Here is a 19,010-nt window from a genome sequence, read left to right as displayed (position 1 = left end):
TTAAGTTCCGGCAGGTTCGAAAAACTATTTGAAATAACTGACGGCGATTTCCGGACTAAAGCACTCTGCCACCACCCCACAGTGGCAGCAAAGCCCCGAGATCAGTGCGCCTGGTCCCAGTTATCGCCGACGCCCACTTCCACCAGCAGCGGCACATCCAGCTGAGCAGCGGCACTCATGTGCTCGCGAATCTTCTCGCTGACTTCCGCGACCAGATCCTCACGCACTTCCAGCACCAATTCATCGTGCACCTGCAGGATCACCTTGGCATCCAGGCCTGAATCCGTCAGCCAGTTATCCACCAGCACCATGGCTTTCTTGATGATGTCTGCCGCTGTGCCCTGCATGGGCGCGTTGATGGCAGTGCGTTCAGCCGCCGCGCGCTCCTGGGGCTTGTTGGAATGGATATCCGGCAAGTAGAGGCGGCGACCGAAGAAGGTCTCTACGTAGCCCTGATCGGACGCCTGGGCGCGGGTGCGTTCCATGTACTCACGAACCCCGGGATAACGGGCGAAATACACATCGATGTACGCCTTGGCCGTCTTGGTATCGACGCCAATATCCTTGCCCAGCTTCTGTGCGCCCATGCCATAGATCAAACCAAAGTTGATCGCCTTGGCGCTGCGGCGTTGATCAGACGTGACGTCACCCAGCTCAACCTTGAACACCTCGGCCGCCGTGGCCGTGTGCACGTCGAGGTTGTGACGGAAGGCGTTCATCAAACCTTCGTCCTTCGACAGGTGAGCCATGATCCGCAGCTCAATTTGCGAATAGTCCGCCGCCAGCATTTTGTAGCCTTTGGGCGCGATGAAGGCCTGGCGAATCCGCCGCCCTTCAGCGGTACGCACCGGGATATTCTGCAGGTTCGGATCGCTGGACGATAAACGCCCGGTCGCCGCCACCGCCTGGTGATAGGACGTGTGGATACGCCCGGTGCGCGGGTTGATCTGTTCCGGCAGACGGTCGGTGTAGGTGCTTTTCAGCTTGCTCATGCTGCGGTACTGCATCAGCACCTTGGGCAGCGGGTAGTCATCTTCGGCCAGCTTTGCCAGCACTTCTTCGGCGGTTGAAGCCTGGCCTTTGCCGGTTTTCTTCAGTACCGGCAGGCCGAGTTTTTCGTAAAGAATCGCCCCGAGTTGCTTGGGCGAACCCAGGTTGAATTCTTCACCGGCGATCTCGAACGCCTGGCGCTCCAGCTCGACCATCTTGTTGCCCAGTTCGATGCTCTGGATACCCAGCAGGTCCTTGTCGACCAGCGCACCCTGGCGCTCAATACGCGCCAACACCGGCACCAACGGAATCTCGATATCCGTGAGCACACTCGCCAGGCTCGGAATGGCTGAAAGTTGCGCAAACAGCGCCTGGTGCAGACGCAAGGTCACATCGGCGTCTTCCGCCGCATAAGGGCCAGCCTGCTCAAGCGCGATCTGATCGAAAGTCAGCTGCTTGGCACCCTTGCCGGCAATGTCCTGGAAGGCGACGGTGTCGTAATCCAGGTACTTCTTGGCCAGGCTGTCCATGTCATGCCGCGTTGCGGTGGCGTTCAACACATAGGATTCGAGCATGGTGTCGAAGGCGATACCCCGTACGGTAATGCCGTGCGCCGGGTCGCCGCCGATGGCGCAATTGGCCAGGATGTTCATGTCGAACTTGGCGTGCTGGCCGACCTTGAGCTTGGCCGGGTCTTCCAGCAGCGGTTTGAGGGCCAGCAGCACGGTATCGCGATCCAACTGCTCCGGCGCGCCGATATAGGCGTGGGTCAGCGGGATATAGGCCGCTTCGTGGGGCTGCACCGCGAAGGAAACACCCACCAACTGCGCCTGCTGGGCATCGATCCCGGTGGTTTCGGTGTCGAAGGCGAACAGCTTCGCGTCGTTGAGCTTCTTCAACCAGATGTCGAAGGTGGCCTGATCAAGGATCGTGGTGTAGGTCGCCTCCGCCGGCGCCGCTACCTCAGCGACGTCCTCAACAACCGGCGCAGCCTTGAGCTCCACCCGCTTGGCGTCGCGCTGGATCTCATCAAACCAGCTCTTGAACTCCAGCAGCGTGTACAGCTCCAGCAGTTTTTCACGGTCCGGCTCAATCAGGTGCAGGTCATCCAGGCCCACATCCAGCGGCACATCAATCTTGATCGTCGCCAACTGGTAGGAAAGGAACGCCATCTCCTTATGCTCTTCCAGCTTGGCCGGCAGCGTCTTCGCGCCCCGAATAGGCAGGGTCGGCACGATATCCAGCTGTTCATACAGCTCTTTAAGGCCACCATTCACACCGACCAGCAAGCCGGAAGCCGTCTTCGGACCAATGCCCGGGACGCCTGGGATGTTGTCGGACGAATCGCCCATCAAGGCCAGATAGTCGATGATCTGCTCGGGAGCGACACCGAATTTCTCCTTCACGCCCTCGATGTCCATCGCGCTACCGGTCATGGTATTGACCAAGGTAATGTGCCCGTCGACCAGCTGTGCCATGTCCTTGTCCCCGGTGGAGATCACCACCGGACGGTCAGCGGCCGCACTGCTGCGGGCCAGGGTGCCGATCACGTCATCGGCCTCAACGCCTTCGACGCACAACAACGGGAAGCCCAGGGCGATCACGCTCTGGTGCAGCGGCTCGATCTGCAGGCGCATGTCATCGGGCATGCTCGGGCGGTTGGCCTTGTATTCGGCGTACATGTCATCGCGAAAGGTCCCACCCTTGGCGTCGAACACCACCGCGAACGGGCTGTCCGGGTACTGCTTGCGCAGGCTTTTGAGCATGTTCAACACCCCCTTGACCGCGCCGGTGGGCAGGCCTTTGGAGGTGGTCAGCGGTGGCAGCGCATGGAACGCGCGGTACAGATAGGAAGAACCGTCCACCAGGACGAGGGGTGCTTGGCTCATGAGCAGAATCAACCTTTTCGGCGGGTCAGGCGCTAGAATAGCCGGACCAATGACGACAAAGGGACAAGGTTATCATGCGTACATTCAATCGCCTGCTGTTGACCGGCTTGATTGCACTCGCTCCGATGGCTGCCATGGCGGCAGACGATGCCCCTGGGGGTGATCCGGAAGTTACGATCCGCACGGAAGGCGACAAGACCATCCAGGAATACCGTCAGAACGGTTTCCTGTACGCAATCAAGGTCACCCCGAAGGGTGCACCTCCGTATTTCCTGGTACGCGCGGACGGAACCGACGCGAACTTCATCCGCTCTGACCAGCCGGATATGCTGATCCCGTCATGGAAGATCTTCGAATGGAAATGATTTCTTAACTTCAATTGGCGCCGCACACCGCGGCGCCCGTACTGGCAGTTTTAACCATGTCTGTGTTCACCCCCCTGGCTCGGCCCGAGCTGGAAACCTTTCTCGCCCCTTACGGGCTCGGCCGCCTGATCGACTTCCAGGGGATTGCCGCCGGTAGCGAAAACACCAATTTCTTTATCAGCCTGGAGCAGGGTGAATTCGTCCTGACCCTGGTTGAACGCGGCCCGGTCGCGGAAATGCCGTTCTTCATCGAACTGCTCGACGTGCTCCACGACGCCGACCTGCCCGTGCCCTACGCCCTGCGCACCACCGACGGTGTGGCCCTGCGCGAGCTGAAAGGCAAACCGGCCCTGCTGCAACCGCGCCTGGCCGGCAAGCACATCAAGGACGCCAACGCCCAGCACTGCGCCCAGGTCGGCGACCTGCTTGGCCACCTGCACTTGGCGACACAAGGCGAGAAGGTACTGGAACGTAAGACCGATCGCGGCCTGGACTGGATGCTCAACGAAGGCGCGCAGTTGATTTCGCACTTGAACGACGCACAGCAGCGCCTGCTGCAAGACGCGCTGAATGAGATCAAAGCGCACAAGGCCCAGATCCTCGCCCTGCCGCGCGCCAATGTGCACGCCGACCTGTTCCGCGATAACGCGATGTTCGAAGGCACGCACCTGACCGGCCTGATCGACTTCTACAACGCCTGCTCGGGCCCGATGCTCTACGACGTGGCAATCGCCCTGAATGACTGGTGCTCGGACGCGGATGGCGTGATTGACGGGCAACGCGCCCGTGCGCTGCTCGGCGCCTATGCCGGCCTGCGACCGTTCACTGCCAAGGAAGCCGAACTGTGGCCGACGATGTTGCGGGTGGCGTGTGTGCGGTTCTGGCTGTCACGCCTGATCGCCGCCGAGTCGTTTGCAGGGCAGGATGTGTTGATCCATGACCCGGCAGAGTTCGAGCACCGCTTGGCACAACGCCAGCAGGTCACGATCCAACTACCGTTCGCCCTCTAAAGCCCCAACTCGGTCAATGTGGGAGCTGGCTTGCCTGCGATAGCGTCAGGTCAGCCAGCAATTTCGTCGCAGGCCCACCGCAATCACAGGCAAGCCAGCTCCGACATTAGACGTGCGCCGTCTGTTACAACGACTCCAGGCACCCGGCCAAGTCATTCCCCAACTTCTCCAACACCTGCTCATAACCCTGAGCCGTAGCCGGGGTATACCCACCCAGCGCATCCAACTCCGCCAGCTTCACCGGCAAACCCGCCACCAGGGTTTCAGCCAAACGCGGACGCAACGGTGGCTCGCTGAACACGCACGTCTTGCCCACTTCCTGCAAACGCGTACGCATCGCCGCCACGTGCTGGGCACCAGGCTGTACCTCTGCGGCAACGCTGAACACACCGGCATGCTTGAGCCCATAAGCGTCTTCGAAGTAATCGAAGGCTTCGTGGAACACGAAGTAAGGTTTGCCATCAATCGGCGCCAGGCGGGCTTTCAAGCGCGCGTCCAGGGCATCCAGGCGCTCATCGAAGGCCTTCACGTTGCTCTGGTAACGCGTGGCATTGGCCGGGTCGGCTGTCGCCAGGTCAGTCGCCATACGCGCGGCAATCACCCGAGCGTTTACAGTCGATAGCCACAAGTGCGCATCCAGGCTGCCTGGTCGGTGATCGTGGTCGTGCTCGTCGGCATCGTCGGCGTGGGAGTGGCTATCTTCGGCGAATCGACGCAGCTTCATGCCCGGAAGGTCCTGCACCGCCACCGTTGCAGCCGTACGACCTTTCAGCACGCGTGGTAGGAAACTCTCCATATCCGGACCGATCCAGTACAGCAGGTCCACCGACTGCACGCGCCGTACGTCGGATGGTCGCAACGCGTAGTTATGAGGCGATGCACCCGGCGGCAACAACACCTCGGGCACCGCTACGCCGTCCTGCACAGCAGCGGCAATCAACTGCAATGGCTTGATGCTGGTCAGCACCTTGACCTCGGCCTGAGCGGCGCCAGTAATGAACAAACTGGTGACAAATACGACAAAAACGGGAAAAAGTCGGGACACGATGACCACTCAATGGCGTAGGAACGGGTAACATAATAACGTCTCTATCAAATATCTGTCGCCGCTCATGCCTAAAACACCGCTTGCCAGCCGTCCCCACGACCACTCTCACTGCGTGCATACCGCGCTGTCGGAGGCCGACACCCTGTGCACACAGAAGGGGTTGCGCCTGACCGCCTTGCGGCGCCGCGTGCTGGAACTGGTGTGGCAGAGCCACAAGCCGCTGGGCGCCTACGACATTCTCGGCGTGCTCAGCGAGCAGGATGGCCGCCGCGCCGCACCGCCGACCGTGTACCGCGCGCTGGACTTCCTGCTGGAAAACGGCCTGGTGCATCGCATCGCATCGCTCAACGCCTTCGTCGGCTGCAGCCACCCGGAGCACGCGCACCAGGGCCAGTTCCTGATCTGCCGCGAGTGCCACGCCGCCATCGAGCTTGAACAAAAAAGCATCAGCGACGCCATCATCAAAAGCTCCGCCGATGTCGGCTTCCGGGTCGAAGGGCAAACGGTCGAAGTGGTCGGCCTGTGCTCGGGCTGCCAGGGGGCTTGATGAGCAACGCGTTAATCCGCCTGGAGCAGGTTGGGGTCACGTTCGCCGGGCAAACCGTGCTGGATAACATCGCACTCAGCGTTGAGCCTGGGCAGATCGTCACCCTGATCGGCCCCAACGGCGCCGGCAAGACCACCCTGGTACGCGCCGTGCTCGGACTGCTCAAGCCCGACACCGGCAGCGTGTGGCGCAAACCCAAGCTGCGCGTCGGTTATATGCCGCAGAAACTGCACGTCGACCCCACACTGCCACTCTCCGTGTTGCGCTTCCTGCGCCTGGTGCCAGGCGTGGATCGCGCCCGTGCCCAGGCTGCGCTCAAGGAAGTCGGCGCTGAACAGGTGATCGACAGCCCGGTGCAAAGCATCTCCGGCGGCGAAATGCAGCGCGTGCTGCTGGCCCGCGCCCTGTTGCGCGAGCCGGAACTGCTGGTGCTGGATGAGCCTGTGCAAGGCGTCGACGTCGCCGGCCAGGCCGAGCTATACAGCCTGATCACCCGGCTGCGCGACCGTCATGGCTGCGGCGTGCTGATGGTGTCCCACGATCTGCACTTGGTGATGAGCACCACCGACCAAGTGGTGTGCCTCAACCGCCACGTGTGCTGCTCCGGTCATCCGGAACAGGTCAGCGGCGACCCGGCCTTCGTCGAGCTGTTCGGCAAGAATGCCCAAAGCCTGGCGATCTACCACCACCATCACGACCACGCCCACGATCTGCATGGCGCCGTGGTCGACGATCCCGTTGCCCCTCACACCCACGTTCATGGAGATAGCTGCAAGCATGGCTGATTTTCTGCTCTACGCCCTGCTGGCAGGCTTGGCTTTGGCGCTGGTGGCGGGCCCACTGGGCTCGTTCGTGGTCTGGCGGCGCATGGCTTACTTCGGCGACACGTTGTCCCACGCTGCGCTGCTGGGTGTGGCCATGGGCTTCTTGCTGGATGTCAGCCCCACCATCGCCGTGACCGTGGGCTGCCTGCTCCTGGCGGTGCTGCTGGTGACGCTGCAGCAGCGCCAGCCGCTGGCTTCCGACACCTTGCTCGGCATCCTGGCGCCGAGCACCCTGTCGTTGGGCCTGGTGGTGCTGAGCTTCATGCACGAAGTGCGCATCGACTTGATGGCCTACCTGTTCGGCGATTTGCTGGCGATCAGCCCCACCGACCTTGCGTGGATCCTCGGCGGCAGCGCGGCCGTCCTGGTATTGCTGGTCGCCCTGTGGCGCCCATTGCTGGCGATTACCGTGCACGAAGAGCTGGCCACGGTCGAGGGCTTGCCGGTGCCGAGCCTGCGCATGGCCCTGATGTTGCTGATCGCCGTGGTGATTGCTGTCGCGATGAAGATAGTGGGCGTATTGTTGATCACGTCGCTGTTGATCATTCCTGCAGCTGCTGCCCAGCGCCATGCCCGTTCGCCGGAGCAAATGGCGATCGGCGCCAGCCTGTTGGGGATGCTCGCAGTGTGCGGGGGCTTGGCACTGTCCTGGTTCAAGGATACGCCCGCCGGGCCATCGATTGTGGTCACGGCCGCCGCCCTGTTTTTGCTGAGTTTTGTCCTGCCCCGTCGAGGGGTGTAGACTTGCTCGCTTTTTGCGCAAATAGAGAGTCGCAGGAATGAAGCCGTTCACCTCCCGTTATCTGCTCCTTGCCGCATTTTCCCTGCTGCTGGGCGCTTGTCAAAGCACACCGCCCGCTGCCCCCGAGGCCCCGGACGCACGCGCTGTGGCCATTGCACAGCTGGAGCAAAACCTGGCCAGCAGCGAGTTGGCCACCGCCGAAGACCAGTTAGCCGCGCTACAGGCCCAGTCGCCCAACGACCCGGCGCTGGAAACCTACCAGCGTCAATTGGCCGAAGCCTATCTGCAGCGCAGTCAGATCGTGCTGCAAAAAGGTGACGTAAACGCCGCCGCCACCGCCCTCAGCCGTGCCCGCGCCCTGATGCCCAAGGCACCCGCACTCACCGGCGGCGTAAACAGCGCCATCACCCACGCCCGCAAAGCCGAGCTGGACAAAGCCGAGGCTGCCCTGAAAGCCGCCGAAGCCAAGCCCGCCGCCAAGGTCATCGACCCGGCGGCACCGAGCACGACCGTGGCGCTGAACCTCACCCATATCGAAGAACTGCGCCACCAGCTGGATGCAATTGCCACCGATGTGGTGAATTACCAGTGCGATGTGAGCATCCAAGCGCCGCGCACAGAGGATTACCCGTGGCTGGCCACCTTGCTGACCAAACGGGTGAAGCGTATCGATTCGGGGTATGACCTGAAGATTCACCGGCAGATTCTGAAGAATATTCCGGCGCAGGTTGTGCTGATTCCGCGCAAAGCGGAGTAAGAGCATCGGGGGCGGAGCGACGATTCGACTTGCCCCCGATGACGATCTAACAAACAACCAAAGACTTAAGCCGGAATCGCCTTGGCCTTAGGCTCCCGATCCCAGACCCGATGCTGGCCGATCGCGGCAAAAAACGCCTTGAACGCCTTGGCATCCGACCCGACGATCAGCCCTGCATCCGCCTCAAGCTTCAACAGATCGAGCAATGGCTTCGCATCACTGGCGACGGTAATCGCCTTCAGGTGCTTGTACGCCTCCAGCACGAAATGCAGCGCCACACCGTCACCGCTCAACGCCTTGATCGACTCTTTCCCACCCGGCACGAACACCGCATCAAACGCAATGGACGGCATGCCTTCCATCGACGCATCCACCGGCAGGCTCTTGCCATCGGCCGTCTTCACCGGTGCCGAGGTCGGCCCCAGCAGTTTGGCGTGAGCACCTTCCGCTTCCAGCGCCTTCTTCAACGCGGCAATCGCCACGCCGTCCACACCATTGGCCGCCAGTATCGCCACTTTTCGCGTCTTGATATCGCCCGGCAGCAGGTTCGCCTGGCTCAATGCTGGCGAGCGCTCCGGCTGGGTTTTGCGCTCCGGTACAGTGCCTTTGGTCGGTGCTGGCAGCCCCAGGTTCTGGGCCACGCGCTTGGCCAGTTCGAGGTCGATATTGGCCAGGATCTCGTTGACCTGGCGCGCGCGAATGAACTCACGCTCCACCTTGCCCAACTCAAAGCTATAAGCCGCGATGATGTGCTCTTGCTCGTGCTTGCTCATGCTGCGGAAGAACAGGCGCGCCTGGGAGAAGTGATCGCCGAACGACTCGCTGCGCTCACGGATCTTGTGCGCATCGATACGCTCAGGGTAAGACTCAAAACCGCCATCCTGCGCCGCCGGCGGGGTTTCTTTCGGCCAGCCACCATCGATGGAGTTTGGCTCGTAAGCCGCACGCCCTTTGTCGATGGTGCTGCGGTGCATGGCGTCACGCTGGTTGTTATGCAGCGGTGTCACAGGCTGGTTAATCGGCAGCTGGTGAAAGTTCGGGCCACCCAGTCGGCTGATCTGCGTATCGGTGTAGGAAAACAGTCGACCTTGCAGCAGTGGGTCATTGGAGAAGTCGATACCCGGCACGATATGCCCTGGGCAGAATGCCACCTGTTCGACTTCAGCAAAGAAGTTATCCGGGTTGCGGTTGAGCACCATCTTGCCCAATGGGATGATGGGCACCAGCTCTTCGGGAATCAGCTTGGTCGGGTCGAGAATGTCGAAGTCGAAGGCATGCTCCTTGTCCTCAGGAATAACCTGCACGCCCAATTCCCACTCAGGGTAGTCGCCCATCTCAATGGCTTCCCACAGATCGCGGCGATGGTAGTCAGTGTCTTTACCGGCCAGCTTCTGCGCCTCGTCCCACACCAGCGAGCAAGTACCCGCCGTAGGGCGCCAGTGGAATTTGACGAAGTTGGATTGACCCTCGGCATTCACCAGGCGGAAGGTGTGCACGCCAAAGCCCTGCATGCTGCGCAGGCTTTTTGGAATGGCACGGTCAGACATTGCCCAGATCACCATGTGGGCAGATTCGGGCTGCAACGAAACGAAGTCCCAGAACGTATCGTGTGCCGATCCGCCGGTAGGAATTTCGTTGTGCGGTTCAGGCTTAACGGCGTGCACGAAGTCAGGAAACTTGATCGCGTCCTGAATGAAAAACACCGGCATGTTGTTGCCCACCAGGTCGAAGTTGCCTTCTTCGGTGAAAAACTTCACGGCAAAGCCCCGTACGTCGCGCACCGTATCACCCGAGCCACGCGGGCCCTGCACGGTGGAAAAGCGTGTGAATACCGGGGTTTTATGCCCAGGGTCACGCAGGAACCCGGCCTTGGTCAGCGCCGAATGGTTCTCATACGTCTGGAAATAGCCATGGGCACCCGTACCACGGGCATGCACGATGCGCTCCGGGATGCGCTCATGGTCAAAGTGCGTGATTTTTTCACGCATGATGAAATCTTCCAGCAGCGATGGGCCACGGGAGCCGACTTTCAACGTGTTCTGGTTGTCGGAAATCTTGACGCCTTGGTTGGTACGCAGGGCCTGACCGGTCGCATCGGAACGGAATTCCTCCAGGGCCTGCAGCTTGGCGTTGGTGTTGCCACGGTCCAGGGTATCGGTGCCCGCGAGTTCACTCTTCGGCGGGGTGGCTGGCTTCTTGGTACTCATCAGACAAAACTCCTTATTCAAAGTGGCCAGAGCGGTCCCCGGCTCGTTTGAGCAAAACCCCAGGCACGGCACCTGGGAAATCGAGTTGCTTAAGTAGTGACTGATGGGGTTTTGGGCCGTTCCTTTTTTATGACCTTTGATCGCGTTATTGCCAAATCAAAGGTTGAATGCGAAATAAATGCTAAGAAACGCTATACGGACAGGCTAAAATGCGCGCCCGGCTAACCGCTGATCCCTTTTCCATGCGCCCCACAAGGTTCGCTACGTGATCGAGTTTCAAAACGTCCATAAAACCTACCGCGTCGCCGGTAAGGATATTCCCGCGCTGCACTCCACCAGCTTGAGTGTCGAAAACGGCCAGGTATTCGGCCTGATCGGCCACTCTGGTGCGGGTAAAAGCACCCTGCTGCGCCTGATCAACCGCCTCGAAGAACCGAGCGGCGGCAAGATCACGGTGGATGGCGAAGAAGTTACCGCCCTGGATGCCAACGGCCTGCGCCGTTTCCGCCAGCAGGTCGGGATGATCTTCCAGCACTTCAACCTGCTGGCCTCCAAGACCGTCGCCGACAACGTGGCGCTGCCGCTGACCCTGGCCGGCGAATTGTCGCGCAAGGACATCGACCTGCGAGTGGCGGAATTGCTCGCCCGCGTCGGCCTGTCCGACCACGCCAAGAAATACCCGGCGCAGTTGTCCGGTGGCCAGAAGCAACGCGTCGGCATCGCCCGCGCCCTGGCGACCAAGCCAAAGATTTTGCTGTGCGACGAAGCGACCAGTGCCCTTGACCCGCAGACCACCGCTTCGGTGCTGCAACTGCTGGCCGAGATCAACCGCGAGCTGAAGCTGACCATCGTGCTGATCACCCATGAAATGGACGTGATCCGCCGCGTCTGCGACCAAGTGGCCGTGATGGACGCCGGCGTGATCGTCGAGCAAGGCTCGGTGGCCGATGTGTTCCTGCACCCCAAGCACCCGACCACCAAACGCTTCGTGCAAGAAGCCGAGCAGGTCGACGAAGGCGAGCAACACGATGACTTCGCCCACGTGCCGGGCCGCATCGTGCGCCTGACATTCCAGGGCGAAGCGACCTACGCACCATTGCTGGGTACCGTCGCCCGGGAAACGGGGGTGGACTACAGCATCCTGGCCGGTCGTATCGACCGCATCAAAGACATCCCTTACGGGCAACTGACCCTCGCCGTCACCGGTGGTGACATGGAAGCCGCGTTTGCACGCTTCACCGCCGCCGACGTCCACATGGAGGTCCTGCGCTAATGGAAGTCCTGATGAGTTTCTTCGCCAATATCGACTGGTCTGAAATCTGGCTGGCCACGGGCGACACCATGACCATGCTGTTCGGCTCGCTGTTCTTCACCGTGGTGCTCGGCCTGCCGCTGGGTGTGTTGCTGTTCCTGACCAGCCCGCGCCAACTGTTCGAGCAAAAGGGCCTGTACGCGCTGCTGTCGCTGATTGTGAACATTCTGCGCTCGCTGCCGTTCATCATTCTGTTGATCGTGATGATCCCGTTCACCGTGCTGCTCACCGGCACTTCGCTGGGTGTGGCGGGTGCGATTCCGCCGCTGGTCGTGGGCGCGACGCCGTTCTTCGCGCGGTTGGTGGAGACCGCCTTGCGTGAAGTGGACCGCGGCATCATCGAAGCCACCCAATCCATGGGCGCCAGCACGCGCCAGATCATCACCAATGCCTTGCTGCCAGAAGCCCGTCCGGGCATTTTCGCAGCGATTACGGTGACGGCGATTACACTGGTGTCCTACACGGCCATGGCCGGTGTGGTCGGTGCCGGTGGCCTGGGCGACTTGGCAATCCGTTTCGGTTACCAGCGCTTCCAGACCGATGTGATGGTGGTCACGGTGGTGATGCTGTTGATCCTGGTGCAAATTCTGCAAACCGTCGGCGACAAGCTGGTGGTGCACTTTTCTCGAAAATAACGGCCATGGCCGGCCCCCGCCGGCCCATGCCCGAACAAGGAGCTTGTTGGATGAAAAAACTACTGGTTGCTTTCGCCGCCGTTGCCGCGTTTTCCGCCCACGCCGAGACCATCACGGTCGCCGCTTCGCCGGTTCCTCACGCCGAAATCCTGGAGTTCGTGAAACCTGCCCTCGCCAAAGAAGGCGTAGATCTGCAGGTCAAAGTCTTCACCGACTACGTGCAGCCCAACGTACAAGTCGCGGAAAAACGCCTGGACGCCAACTTCTTCCAGCACCAGCCGTACCTGGATGAGTTCAACAAAGCCAAGGGCACTCACCTGGTGAGCGTCGGCGCCGTGCATCTGGAACCACTGGGCGCTTACTCCAGCAAGTACAAGAAGCTGGCCGACCTGCCTGACGGTGCCAACGTGGTGATCCCGAACGACGCCACCAACGGCGGCCGCGCGCTGCTGCTGCTCGCCAAGAACGGCGTGATCACCCTGAAGGACCCGACCAATATCCTGTCGACCATCAAGGACATCACTGGCAACGAGAAGAAGCTCAAATTCCGCGAACTGGAAGCCGCCACCCTGCCGCGCGTGCTGACCCAGGTCGACCTGGCGCTGATCAACACCAACTACGCGCTGGAAGCCAAGCTGGATCCGTCCAAGGACGCCCTGGTGATCGAAGGCAACGACTCGCCTTACGTGAACATTCTGGTGACCCGCGAAGACAACAAGGATTCCGACGCGGTGAAGAAGCTGGTAGCAGCCCTGCACACCCCTGAAGTGAAGCAATTCATCGAAGAGAAGTACAAAGGCGCGATCAAGCCGGCGTTCTGATGTAACCCGATCTCCCAAGCACTGGAGATCAAAAAATGTGGGAGGGGGCTTGCCCCCGATAGCAGTGGGTCAGCCACCAAAGCAATGACTGACACTCAGCAATCGGGGGCAAGCCCCCTCCCACATTTGTTATGTGTCGCCTGTTAGTTGCGCTTTAACAACCCCGGCAACTGCGCCACCAGCTTCTGGTTATTCAACGGCGCACGAATAAACCCGCGCTGCGTCCCATCCGGCCCGATCAGCGCCAGGTTGCCGCTGTGGTCGACGGTGTAGTTCGGCTTGCTGGTATCGGCAGGTATGAACGGAATGCTCACGGCATTCGAGACCTTCTGCACATCCTCCACATTCGCGCCGGTCAGGCCCTGGAACTGCGGGTCGAAGTAGCCCAGGTACTGCTTGAGCTGGGTCGGCGTATCGCGGTTCGGGTCGACGCTGACCAGGATCACCTGCAGCTTATCCACAACGTCCTTGGGCAGTTCGCTCTTGATCTGGCGCAGCTGGGCGAGGGTGGTCGGGCAGATGTCCGGGCAGAAGGTGTAGCCGAAGAACAACAAGCTCCACTTGCCTTTCAACTCATTGACCACCACCGGCTGCCCTTCCTGATTGGTCATGGTTACCGGCGGCAGCTGGCGACTTTGCGGCAGCAGGATGATGCCGGCGTCGATCAAGGCGGTGGGATCGCCCTGGCCTTTGCCACTCAGCACTTTGTTGACGGTCAGGCCCATGATCAACGCGACAATGGCCACCAGGATAAAGACAGTTTTTTGAGTTCGAGTCATAGGTTCAACAGTAGGTAGTGGTCTACGAGCAGGGCGATGAACAGCAGCAGCAAGTACCAGATAGAGTACTTGAAGGTGTTGATCGCCGCGTGCGGCTGAGCGCCACGGTACAGCACCCAGGCCCATTGCAGAAAGCGCCCGCCCAATACCAGCGCACACGCGAGGTACAGCAGGCCGCTCATATGAATGACATAGGGCATCAGGCTCACCGCCAGCAGGGCGAAGGTATAAAGCAGGATATGCACCTTGGTGTAATGCTCGCCATGGGTGACCGGCAGCATCGGGATATCGGCCTTGGCGTATTCCTCCTTGCGGTGAATGGCCAGGGCCCAGAAGTGCGGCGGGGTCCAGGCGAAGATGATCAGCACCAGCAGCAAGGGTTCGGCGCTGATGTGGCCGGTGACGGCAACCCAGCCCAACAGCGGCGGCGCGGCTCCGGCTAGCCCACCGATCACGATGTTTTGCGGCGTGGCACGCTTGAGAAAGCCGGTGTAGATCACCGCATAACCCAGCAACGAGGCCAGCGTCAACCAGGCCGCCAGCGGGTTGGTGAACGCCAGCAGCAGCGCCAATCCTGCAACCGCCAGAAACAATGCAAACGCCAATGCCGCCAGCGGCGACACACGGCCCTCCGCCAACGGCCGCTTGTGAGTGCGCGCCATCACCGCGTCGATGCGCCGATCCACCACATGGTTGACCGCCGCGGCACCACCCGCACACAGGGCGATCCCCAGGTTGCCAAACACCAGCACCGTCCACGGCACGCCGGCGCGGGTCGCCAGGAACATCCCCACCAGCGAAGTGATGAGCATCAGCACCACCACCTTCGGCTTGGTCAGCTCCAAATAGTCTCGCCAGATCGCCTGGCGGTGGCGCGCGCCGATCAAGGTCGCCATGGCATCTCTCCTTTAAGGGTGATGAGGCCCGATACGTGTTTGCGCGGGATAAAGCGCCAGCCGAACGGCAGCTGGTTGCGCACCCGGACCAGGCTGGTGCGGGCGTGGTAGTTAACCAGTACCAGCGTCAGCAGCAAGGCCGCACCGCCGGCGTTATGCCCTACCGCAACCGGCAGCGGCAGATGGAAGTACACGTTGCTCAGGCCCAGGCAGATTTGCGCCGCCAAGGCGATCAGCAGCAAGCCGGCCAATCGCGTCATGCCGACCGCGCGTAATTGCCAGGCCAGGCCGAACAGCACCAGGCTGACGATGACGGCGCCCATACGATGGGTGAGGTGGATGGCGGTGCGCGCCTCGCTGTCCAGCTGCCCGCCCAGGTAGTTGGGGCCGATGTGCTGGGTGAGATGAAAGCCATTGGCAAAATCCGCTGCCGGCCACCACTCGCCATGACAGGTCGGCAAATCAATACAGGCCACCGCCGCGTAGTTCGAACTGACCCAGCCGCCCAACGCAATCTGGCCGATCACCAGCACCAGGCCGGCGGTTGCCCAATACTGCAGGCGCTTGGGCACGATCAAGGCGGGCAACACCCCGGACAGGCGCAGGGTCAGCAGGAACAGCAGGCTCAAGGTCGCAAAGCCGCCGAGTAAATGTCCCGTCACCACCTGCGGCCACAGCTTCAGCGTCACCGTCCACATGCCAAACGCCGCCTGCGCGAACACCACCACCAGCACGAACAGCGGCAATTTCACCGGCTGCCCCGGATCGCGCCGATGGCCCCACGAGCGCGCGGCCAGCAATACGATCAGCAAGCCCAAGGTGCCGGCAAAGTAGCGATGCGTCATCTCGGCCCAGCCCTTGTCCGCTTCCACCGGCGTATCAGGGAAGTGCAGCTCGGCATGGGCCAATTGGGCTTCGGTCTTGGGCACGCTGATAAAGCCGTAGCAGCCGGGCCAGTCCGGGCAGCCAAGTCCGGCGTGAGTCAGGCGGGTATAGGCGCCGAGCAGCACGACAATCAGCGCCAGCAAGGTGGCAAACAGCGCGAGGCGAAATCCAGGTTTGGCCATGACGATGCCCTTATCCGATGTTGGACAGTTTCAGCAGGTGGCGCAGGTCGTTGAGCAAGTCCTTGCCCTTGACCTTGGTGTCGTAGCGCAACACCAGGTTGCCGTGGGGATCGACGATCCATAGCTGCGCATCTCCCGGCGCACCGGCATTTTTGCTGAAGGTCGAGAGGTCCAGCGGGTAACGTTGCAGTTGCGGGTACTCGGCCTTGAGCTTGGCGTCATAGTCGCTGCCCAGCGGCTGAGCACTGGCCAAGGCATGGCTGGCGCGGGAGGCATCGCGCCCCAGGCCAATCTGCAATTGCCGCGCGAGGTACACCAGTTGCTGGCAATCCGCGGCGCAAGCGGCGGGCGCGGTCACCAGCAGTTGCCAACGCTGTTCATCAGCCTGCACGCCGATGTCGGCGCGGGTCTGGCCGTTGCCGATCATTTCGCCATGGTAACTGCGGCTGTCCGGCACCCAGAACTGCAGCTTGTACATGAAGGTCGCCAGCGCCATCGGACCGATCACCATCATCAGGATCAGGATCAACTGCCAACGGCCTTTGCGCCGATCAGGCACTTCAGACATGTTGAGTGGATTCATGGCCGCTCCCATGGGGCTTCTCCTTTTTGTTGTGCCATCCGAGGTAGAGGTAAAGCGCCAGCAGGGCCAGCGACATGGCGAACCACTGCACGGCGTACGCCAGGTGTTTTTCCGGCCCCATGGCCACGATCGGCCAAGTGGTTTCGTAGGTGCCGGGGCCGGCTTCGGCCCGCAGCTCGTAGGCGAAACCGCTGCGTCCCAGCTCCGTCCACAACGCGGCCGGGTGCAGCGCCGTCAGCAGGCGCGGCCACTGCGCGCCCGCCGGGTCGGCGTGCAGCTGGAAGGTTTCGCCGGGGGCGACGTAGACCCAGGCATCCAGGTTCACAGGTTGCTCAGGGGTGCTGAAGACCGGTGGCGTGCGCCGATCCGGCCAGGGCAGCCAACCACGATTGAGCAACAGCCACAGGCCGCTGGCCTGGTCGTGGAAGGGTTGCAGCAGTTCAACGCCGGCCTTGCCGTCTCGCGTGCGGTTATCGAGGAAAACGCTGTGTTCGGCATCGAATTGTCCGCGCAGCCGCACACGGCGAAAGGCCGGGTCAGGCATATCGTTGAGTTGCGCACCGCTGATCGGATCCGCTGCGCGGCGCTCGGTGTAACTGTCCACCAGCAGCTGCTTTTCATGGCCGCGAGACAGCTGCCAGAACCCCAGCCCCACCATCAACGGCAGCAACACCAGCACCACTAAGGTGGGTGTGATCCCTGGACGAAAGCGTTTTGCGGCGCTGGCTATACTTGTTTTCATTGCCCGCCCATCCCATTGGAGCCCGACCATGCTCAAAGCCGCCATTGCCCTGATGCTGATCGCGACCGTTGTGAGTCTGTTCAGTGGCTTGTTCTTCCTGGTCAAGGACGAGGGCAACTCCAATCGCCTCGTCACCGCCCTGACCGTGCGTGTCGTACTGGCCGTGATTACCCTGGCGTTGATCACCTGGGGCTTTTTCAGCGGCCAACTGGTTTCTCATGCGCCGTGGTAAACCGCTTCACAGCACATAGACGAAGAAAAACAGCCCGATCCACACCACATCCACAAAGTGCCAATACCAACTGGCCGCCTCGAATCCAAACTGGTGCTCGGCATTGAAATGCCCCTTAAGGATGCGCATCAGCATCACGAACAGAATGATCGTGCCGATGGTGACGTGGGCGCCGTGAAATCCGGTGAGCATGAAGAAGGTTGCGCCGTATACGCCCGAGCCCAAGGTCAGGCCCAGCTCTTTATAAGCGTGGATGTATTCCTCAGCCTGGAACCCCAGGAATGCCAGGCCCAGCAGCACCGTGATCGCCAGCCAGATCTTCAGCGCACCGCGATGGCCTTTGCGCAGCGCATGGTGGGCGATGGTGATGGTCACGCTGGAACTCACCAGCAGGATGGTATTGACCAGCGGCAGGCCCCAAGGGCTGATGGTGCCTTCCGGCGCGGGGTACATTTTCGGATCGGGGTTGTTCAGCAACGGCCACGCAAATTCGAAATTCGGCCACAGCATGTGCGCAATGCCCTTATGCCCTTCGCCGCCCAGCCAAGGGCCGGACATGTGCCGTACATAAAACAGCGCACCAAAGAATGCGATAAAGAACATCACTTCGGAAAAGATGAACCACGTCATGCCCCAGCGGAACGAGCGGTCCATCTGCGAACTGTACAAACCGGCGCGGCTTTCCTTGATCACCGCGCCGAACCAGCCAAACATCATGTAGGCCACCAGCAGGCCACCGATGAAAAAGATCCACGGGCCGTGGGATTCCGGGCGCGCCGCCTTCAGGTCGTTGAACCACACGGCCAGGCCGTACACGGTGACCAGCATGCCAATCGTGGCAATTATCGGCCATTTGCTTTGCGCTGGTACGTAGTACGTATCATGAGTCGACATGTATTCGCTCTCCTGATTGAGCGGGCAAACAGTAGCTAGCCCCCGGTGTGCACAGCCACCGGCGGTTGGCGCGCAGTGATATCAAACAGCGTGTACGCCAGGGTCAAATGCTTCACATCCTTGGGCATGTCACGGTCGACAATGAAGCGCACTGGCATCTCGATACGCTGGCCTGGCTGCAGCACTTGCTGGGTGAAGCAAAAGCACTCGGTCTTGTGGAAATACATCGCCGCTTCGGCCGGGGAAATACTCGGTACGGCCTGTGCGGTCATGGGTTTGTCAGTGGGGTTGTAGGCCACGAACAACATCTCGGTCACCGCGCCTGGGTTGACCACCACTTCGTCAGCCTTGGCGTAGAAATCCCAGACCATGTCGATGGCGTTGGTGGACAAAAATTGCACACGCACCTGGCGCGTTGGGTCCACCACCTGCGACCCCTCGTACTGCCCGGCCGTCTTGCCGTTGATGCCGAACGCCTTGCACATCACGTCGTAGATCGGCACCAGCGCAAAGCCGAAGGCGAACATTGCCACCACCAGGATCAGCAGGCGGGTGACCAGGCGCTTGATCGGCAAGGATTCAGCCATGACGCCCACCCAATGTGAATGAGGCCATTGTGGGAGGGGGCTTGCCCCCGATAGCTGTTTTACAGCCAATAATGATGTCGGCT

Annotated in this window: 20 protein-coding genes; 10 read left to right on the top strand and 10 right to left on the bottom strand. The window is 61.1% G+C overall.

Annotation, left to right across the window (positions count from 1 at the left end; translation table 11 throughout):
* Positions 1-101 precede the first annotated feature (101 nt).
* Entirely contained in the window at positions 102-2,879 is a 2,778-nt protein-coding gene (gene polA, locus BM403_RS22390) for a DNA polymerase I (RefSeq protein WP_093544869.1), read from the bottom strand.
* Between the two features lie 74 nt (positions 2,880-2,953).
* Between polA and BM403_RS22385 the strand changes: the two genes are divergently transcribed.
* Positions 2,954-3,244 (top strand): DUF2782 domain-containing protein, encoded by a 291-nt coding sequence (locus tag BM403_RS22385; protein WP_012721523.1) that lies wholly within the window; start codon positions 2,954-2,956, stop codon positions 3,242-3,244.
* Between the two features lie 56 nt (positions 3,245-3,300).
* Positions 3,301-4,254 (top strand): homoserine kinase, encoded by a 954-nt coding sequence (locus tag BM403_RS22380; RefSeq protein WP_012721522.1) that lies wholly within the window; start codon positions 3,301-3,303, stop codon positions 4,252-4,254.
* A 124-nt stretch (positions 4,255-4,378) separates the two neighbouring features.
* Here the strand turns inward: BM403_RS22380 and BM403_RS22375 are convergent, their stop codons facing one another.
* A complete protein-coding gene (locus tag BM403_RS22375; RefSeq protein WP_012721521.1) occupies positions 4,379-5,308 on the bottom strand; it encodes a zinc ABC transporter substrate-binding protein ZnuA in 930 nt (309 codons plus the stop codon).
* Between the two features lie 58 nt (positions 5,309-5,366).
* On the opposite strand from BM403_RS22375, the gene BM403_RS22370 reads away from it, so the two are divergent.
* From BM403_RS22370 to BM403_RS22355, 4 genes are read left to right on the top strand one after another with little or no spacing between them, the layout of a single operon-like run.
* On the top strand, positions 5,367-5,849 hold the full coding sequence (locus BM403_RS22370) for a Fur family transcriptional regulator (RefSeq protein WP_012721520.1): 483 nt from the start codon (positions 5,367-5,369) through the stop codon (positions 5,847-5,849).
* Positions 5,849-6,634 carry a zinc ABC transporter ATP-binding protein ZnuC gene (znuC, locus tag BM403_RS22365; RefSeq protein ID WP_012721519.1) on the top strand — a complete coding sequence of 262 codons (786 nt, stop codon included), beginning with the start codon at positions 5,849-5,851 and terminating at the stop codon, positions 6,632-6,634. The genes BM403_RS22370 and znuC overlap by 1 nt, the downstream gene beginning before the upstream one ends.
* Positions 6,627-7,415, top strand: coding sequence for a zinc ABC transporter permease subunit ZnuB (znuB, locus tag BM403_RS22360; RefSeq protein WP_012721518.1), 789 nt, complete (start codon positions 6,627-6,629; stop codon positions 7,413-7,415). Before znuC ends, znuB begins: the two co-directional genes overlap by 8 nt.
* Positions 7,416-7,452: 37 nt before the next feature.
* Positions 7,453-8,172, top strand: a complete 720-nt coding sequence (locus tag BM403_RS22355) for a PA5502 family lipoprotein (protein WP_012721517.1) — start codon at positions 7,453-7,455, stop codon at positions 8,170-8,172.
* Positions 8,173-8,237: 65 nt separating this feature from the next.
* Here the strand turns inward: BM403_RS22355 and katE are convergent, their stop codons facing one another.
* Entirely contained in the window at positions 8,238-10,400 is a 2,163-nt protein-coding gene (gene katE, locus BM403_RS22350) for a catalase HPII (protein ID WP_256577195.1), read from the bottom strand.
* 244 nt (positions 10,401-10,644) lie between these two features.
* Between katE and BM403_RS22345 the strand changes: the two genes are divergently transcribed.
* Genes BM403_RS22345 through BM403_RS22335 form a run of 3 tightly spaced genes read left to right on the top strand, consistent with a single transcriptional unit; the run spans position 10,645 to position 13,147 of the window.
* The gene (locus BM403_RS22345) at positions 10,645-11,652 is read left to right on the top strand and encodes a methionine ABC transporter ATP-binding protein (RefSeq protein WP_012721515.1); all 1,008 of its coding nucleotides are present in this window, start codon (positions 10,645-10,647) and stop codon (positions 11,650-11,652) included.
* Complete coding sequence (locus BM403_RS22340; RefSeq protein WP_012721514.1) at positions 11,652-12,326, top strand: methionine ABC transporter permease; 675 nt, start codon at positions 11,652-11,654, stop codon at positions 12,324-12,326. The genes BM403_RS22345 and BM403_RS22340 overlap by 1 nt, the downstream gene beginning before the upstream one ends.
* Before the next feature lie 50 nt (positions 12,327-12,376).
* Positions 12,377-13,147 carry a MetQ/NlpA family ABC transporter substrate-binding protein gene (locus BM403_RS22335; RefSeq protein WP_093544863.1) on the top strand — a complete coding sequence of 257 codons (771 nt, stop codon included), beginning with the start codon at positions 12,377-12,379 and terminating at the stop codon, positions 13,145-13,147.
* 143 nt (positions 13,148-13,290) lie between these two features.
* On the opposite strand, the gene BM403_RS22330 is transcribed toward BM403_RS22335, so the two are convergent.
* From BM403_RS22330 to BM403_RS22310, 5 genes are read right to left on the bottom strand one after another with little or no spacing between them, the layout of a single operon-like run.
* Positions 13,291-13,926: an SCO family protein gene (locus BM403_RS22330; protein WP_012721512.1), complete on the bottom strand. Its 636-nt coding sequence runs from the start codon at positions 13,924-13,926 to the stop codon at positions 13,291-13,293.
* Positions 13,923-14,822, bottom strand: coding sequence for a heme o synthase (gene cyoE / locus BM403_RS22325; protein ID WP_012721511.1), 900 nt, complete (start codon positions 14,820-14,822; stop codon positions 13,923-13,925). The genes BM403_RS22330 and cyoE overlap by 4 nt, the downstream gene beginning before the upstream one ends.
* On the bottom strand, positions 14,810-15,889 hold the full coding sequence (locus tag BM403_RS22320) for a COX15/CtaA family protein (protein ID WP_093544860.1): 1,080 nt from the start codon (positions 15,887-15,889) through the stop codon (positions 14,810-14,812). Before BM403_RS22320 ends, cyoE begins: the two co-directional genes overlap by 13 nt.
* A gap of 10 nt (positions 15,890-15,899) precedes the next feature.
* Complete coding sequence (locus BM403_RS22315; protein ID WP_093544858.1) at positions 15,900-16,484, bottom strand: hypothetical protein; 585 nt, start codon at positions 16,482-16,484, stop codon at positions 15,900-15,902.
* Complete coding sequence (locus BM403_RS22310) at positions 16,450-17,214, bottom strand: SURF1 family protein (protein WP_093544917.1); 765 nt, start codon at positions 17,212-17,214, stop codon at positions 16,450-16,452. The genes BM403_RS22315 and BM403_RS22310 overlap by 35 nt, the downstream gene beginning before the upstream one ends.
* Positions 17,215-17,242: 28 nt before the next feature.
* On the opposite strand from BM403_RS22310, the gene BM403_RS22305 reads away from it, so the two are divergent.
* Positions 17,243-17,446: a twin transmembrane helix small protein gene (locus tag BM403_RS22305; protein ID WP_012721507.1), complete on the top strand. Its 204-nt coding sequence runs from the start codon at positions 17,243-17,245 to the stop codon at positions 17,444-17,446.
* Between the two features lie 6 nt (positions 17,447-17,452).
* Here BM403_RS22305 and BM403_RS22300 read toward each other — a convergent pair whose 3' ends face one another.
* Both BM403_RS22300 and BM403_RS22295 read right to left on the bottom strand, forming a co-directional pair.
* The gene (locus tag BM403_RS22300; RefSeq protein WP_012721506.1) at positions 17,453-18,340 is read right to left on the bottom strand and encodes a cytochrome c oxidase subunit 3; all 888 of its coding nucleotides are present in this window, start codon (positions 18,338-18,340) and stop codon (positions 17,453-17,455) included.
* A 35-nt stretch (positions 18,341-18,375) separates the two neighbouring features.
* Entirely contained in the window at positions 18,376-18,927 is a 552-nt protein-coding gene (locus BM403_RS22295; protein ID WP_043204603.1) for a cytochrome c oxidase assembly protein, read from the bottom strand.
* Positions 18,928-19,010 lie beyond the last annotated feature (83 nt).

Origin of the sequence: Pseudomonas sp. OV546 (genome assembly GCF_900116845.1) — a bacterium.
Taxonomy (GTDB): Bacteria; Pseudomonadota; Gammaproteobacteria; order Pseudomonadales; family Pseudomonadaceae; genus Aquipseudomonas; species Aquipseudomonas petroselini.
The sequence above is the reverse complement of the archived record's forward strand: the minus strand, read 5'-3'. Positions and strand labels throughout refer to the sequence as shown.

Coding starts and splice junctions, on each gene's coding strand:
- polA (WP_093544869.1), bottom strand. CDS start 2,879: ATGAGCCAAGCACCCCTCGTCCTGGTGGACGGTTCTTCCTATCTGTAC.
- BM403_RS22385 (WP_012721523.1), top strand. CDS start 2,954: ATGCGTACATTCAATCGCCTGCTGTTGACCGGCTTGATTGCACTCGCT.
- BM403_RS22380 (WP_012721522.1), top strand. CDS start 3,301: ATGTCTGTGTTCACCCCCCTGGCTCGGCCCGAGCTGGAAACCTTTCTC.
- BM403_RS22370 (WP_012721520.1), top strand. CDS start 5,367: ATGCCTAAAACACCGCTTGCCAGCCGTCCCCACGACCACTCTCACTGC.
- znuC (WP_012721519.1), top strand. CDS start 5,849: ATGAGCAACGCGTTAATCCGCCTGGAGCAGGTTGGGGTCACGTTCGCC.
- znuB (WP_012721518.1), top strand. CDS start 6,627: ATGGCTGATTTTCTGCTCTACGCCCTGCTGGCAGGCTTGGCTTTGGCG.
- BM403_RS22355 (WP_012721517.1), top strand. CDS start 7,453: ATGAAGCCGTTCACCTCCCGTTATCTGCTCCTTGCCGCATTTTCCCTG.
- BM403_RS22340 (WP_012721514.1), top strand. CDS start 11,652: ATGGAAGTCCTGATGAGTTTCTTCGCCAATATCGACTGGTCTGAAATC.
- BM403_RS22335 (WP_093544863.1), top strand. CDS start 12,377: ATGAAAAAACTACTGGTTGCTTTCGCCGCCGTTGCCGCGTTTTCCGCC.
- BM403_RS22330 (WP_012721512.1), bottom strand. CDS start 13,926: ATGACTCGAACTCAAAAAACTGTCTTTATCCTGGTGGCCATTGTCGCG.
- cyoE (WP_012721511.1), bottom strand. CDS start 14,822: ATGGCGACCTTGATCGGCGCGCGCCACCGCCAGGCGATCTGGCGAGAC.
- BM403_RS22320 (WP_093544860.1), bottom strand. CDS start 15,889: ATGGCCAAACCTGGATTTCGCCTCGCGCTGTTTGCCACCTTGCTGGCG.
- BM403_RS22315 (WP_093544858.1), bottom strand. CDS start 16,484: ATGGGAGCGGCCATGAATCCACTCAACATGTCTGAAGTGCCTGATCGG.
- BM403_RS22310 (WP_093544917.1), bottom strand. CDS start 17,214: ATGAAAACAAGTATAGCCAGCGCCGCAAAACGCTTTCGTCCAGGGATC.
- BM403_RS22305 (WP_012721507.1), top strand. CDS start 17,243: ATGCTCAAAGCCGCCATTGCCCTGATGCTGATCGCGACCGTTGTGAGT.
- BM403_RS22300 (WP_012721506.1), bottom strand. CDS start 18,340: ATGTCGACTCATGATACGTACTACGTACCAGCGCAAAGCAAATGGCCG.
- BM403_RS22295 (WP_043204603.1), bottom strand. CDS start 18,927: ATGGCTGAATCCTTGCCGATCAAGCGCCTGGTCACCCGCCTGCTGATC.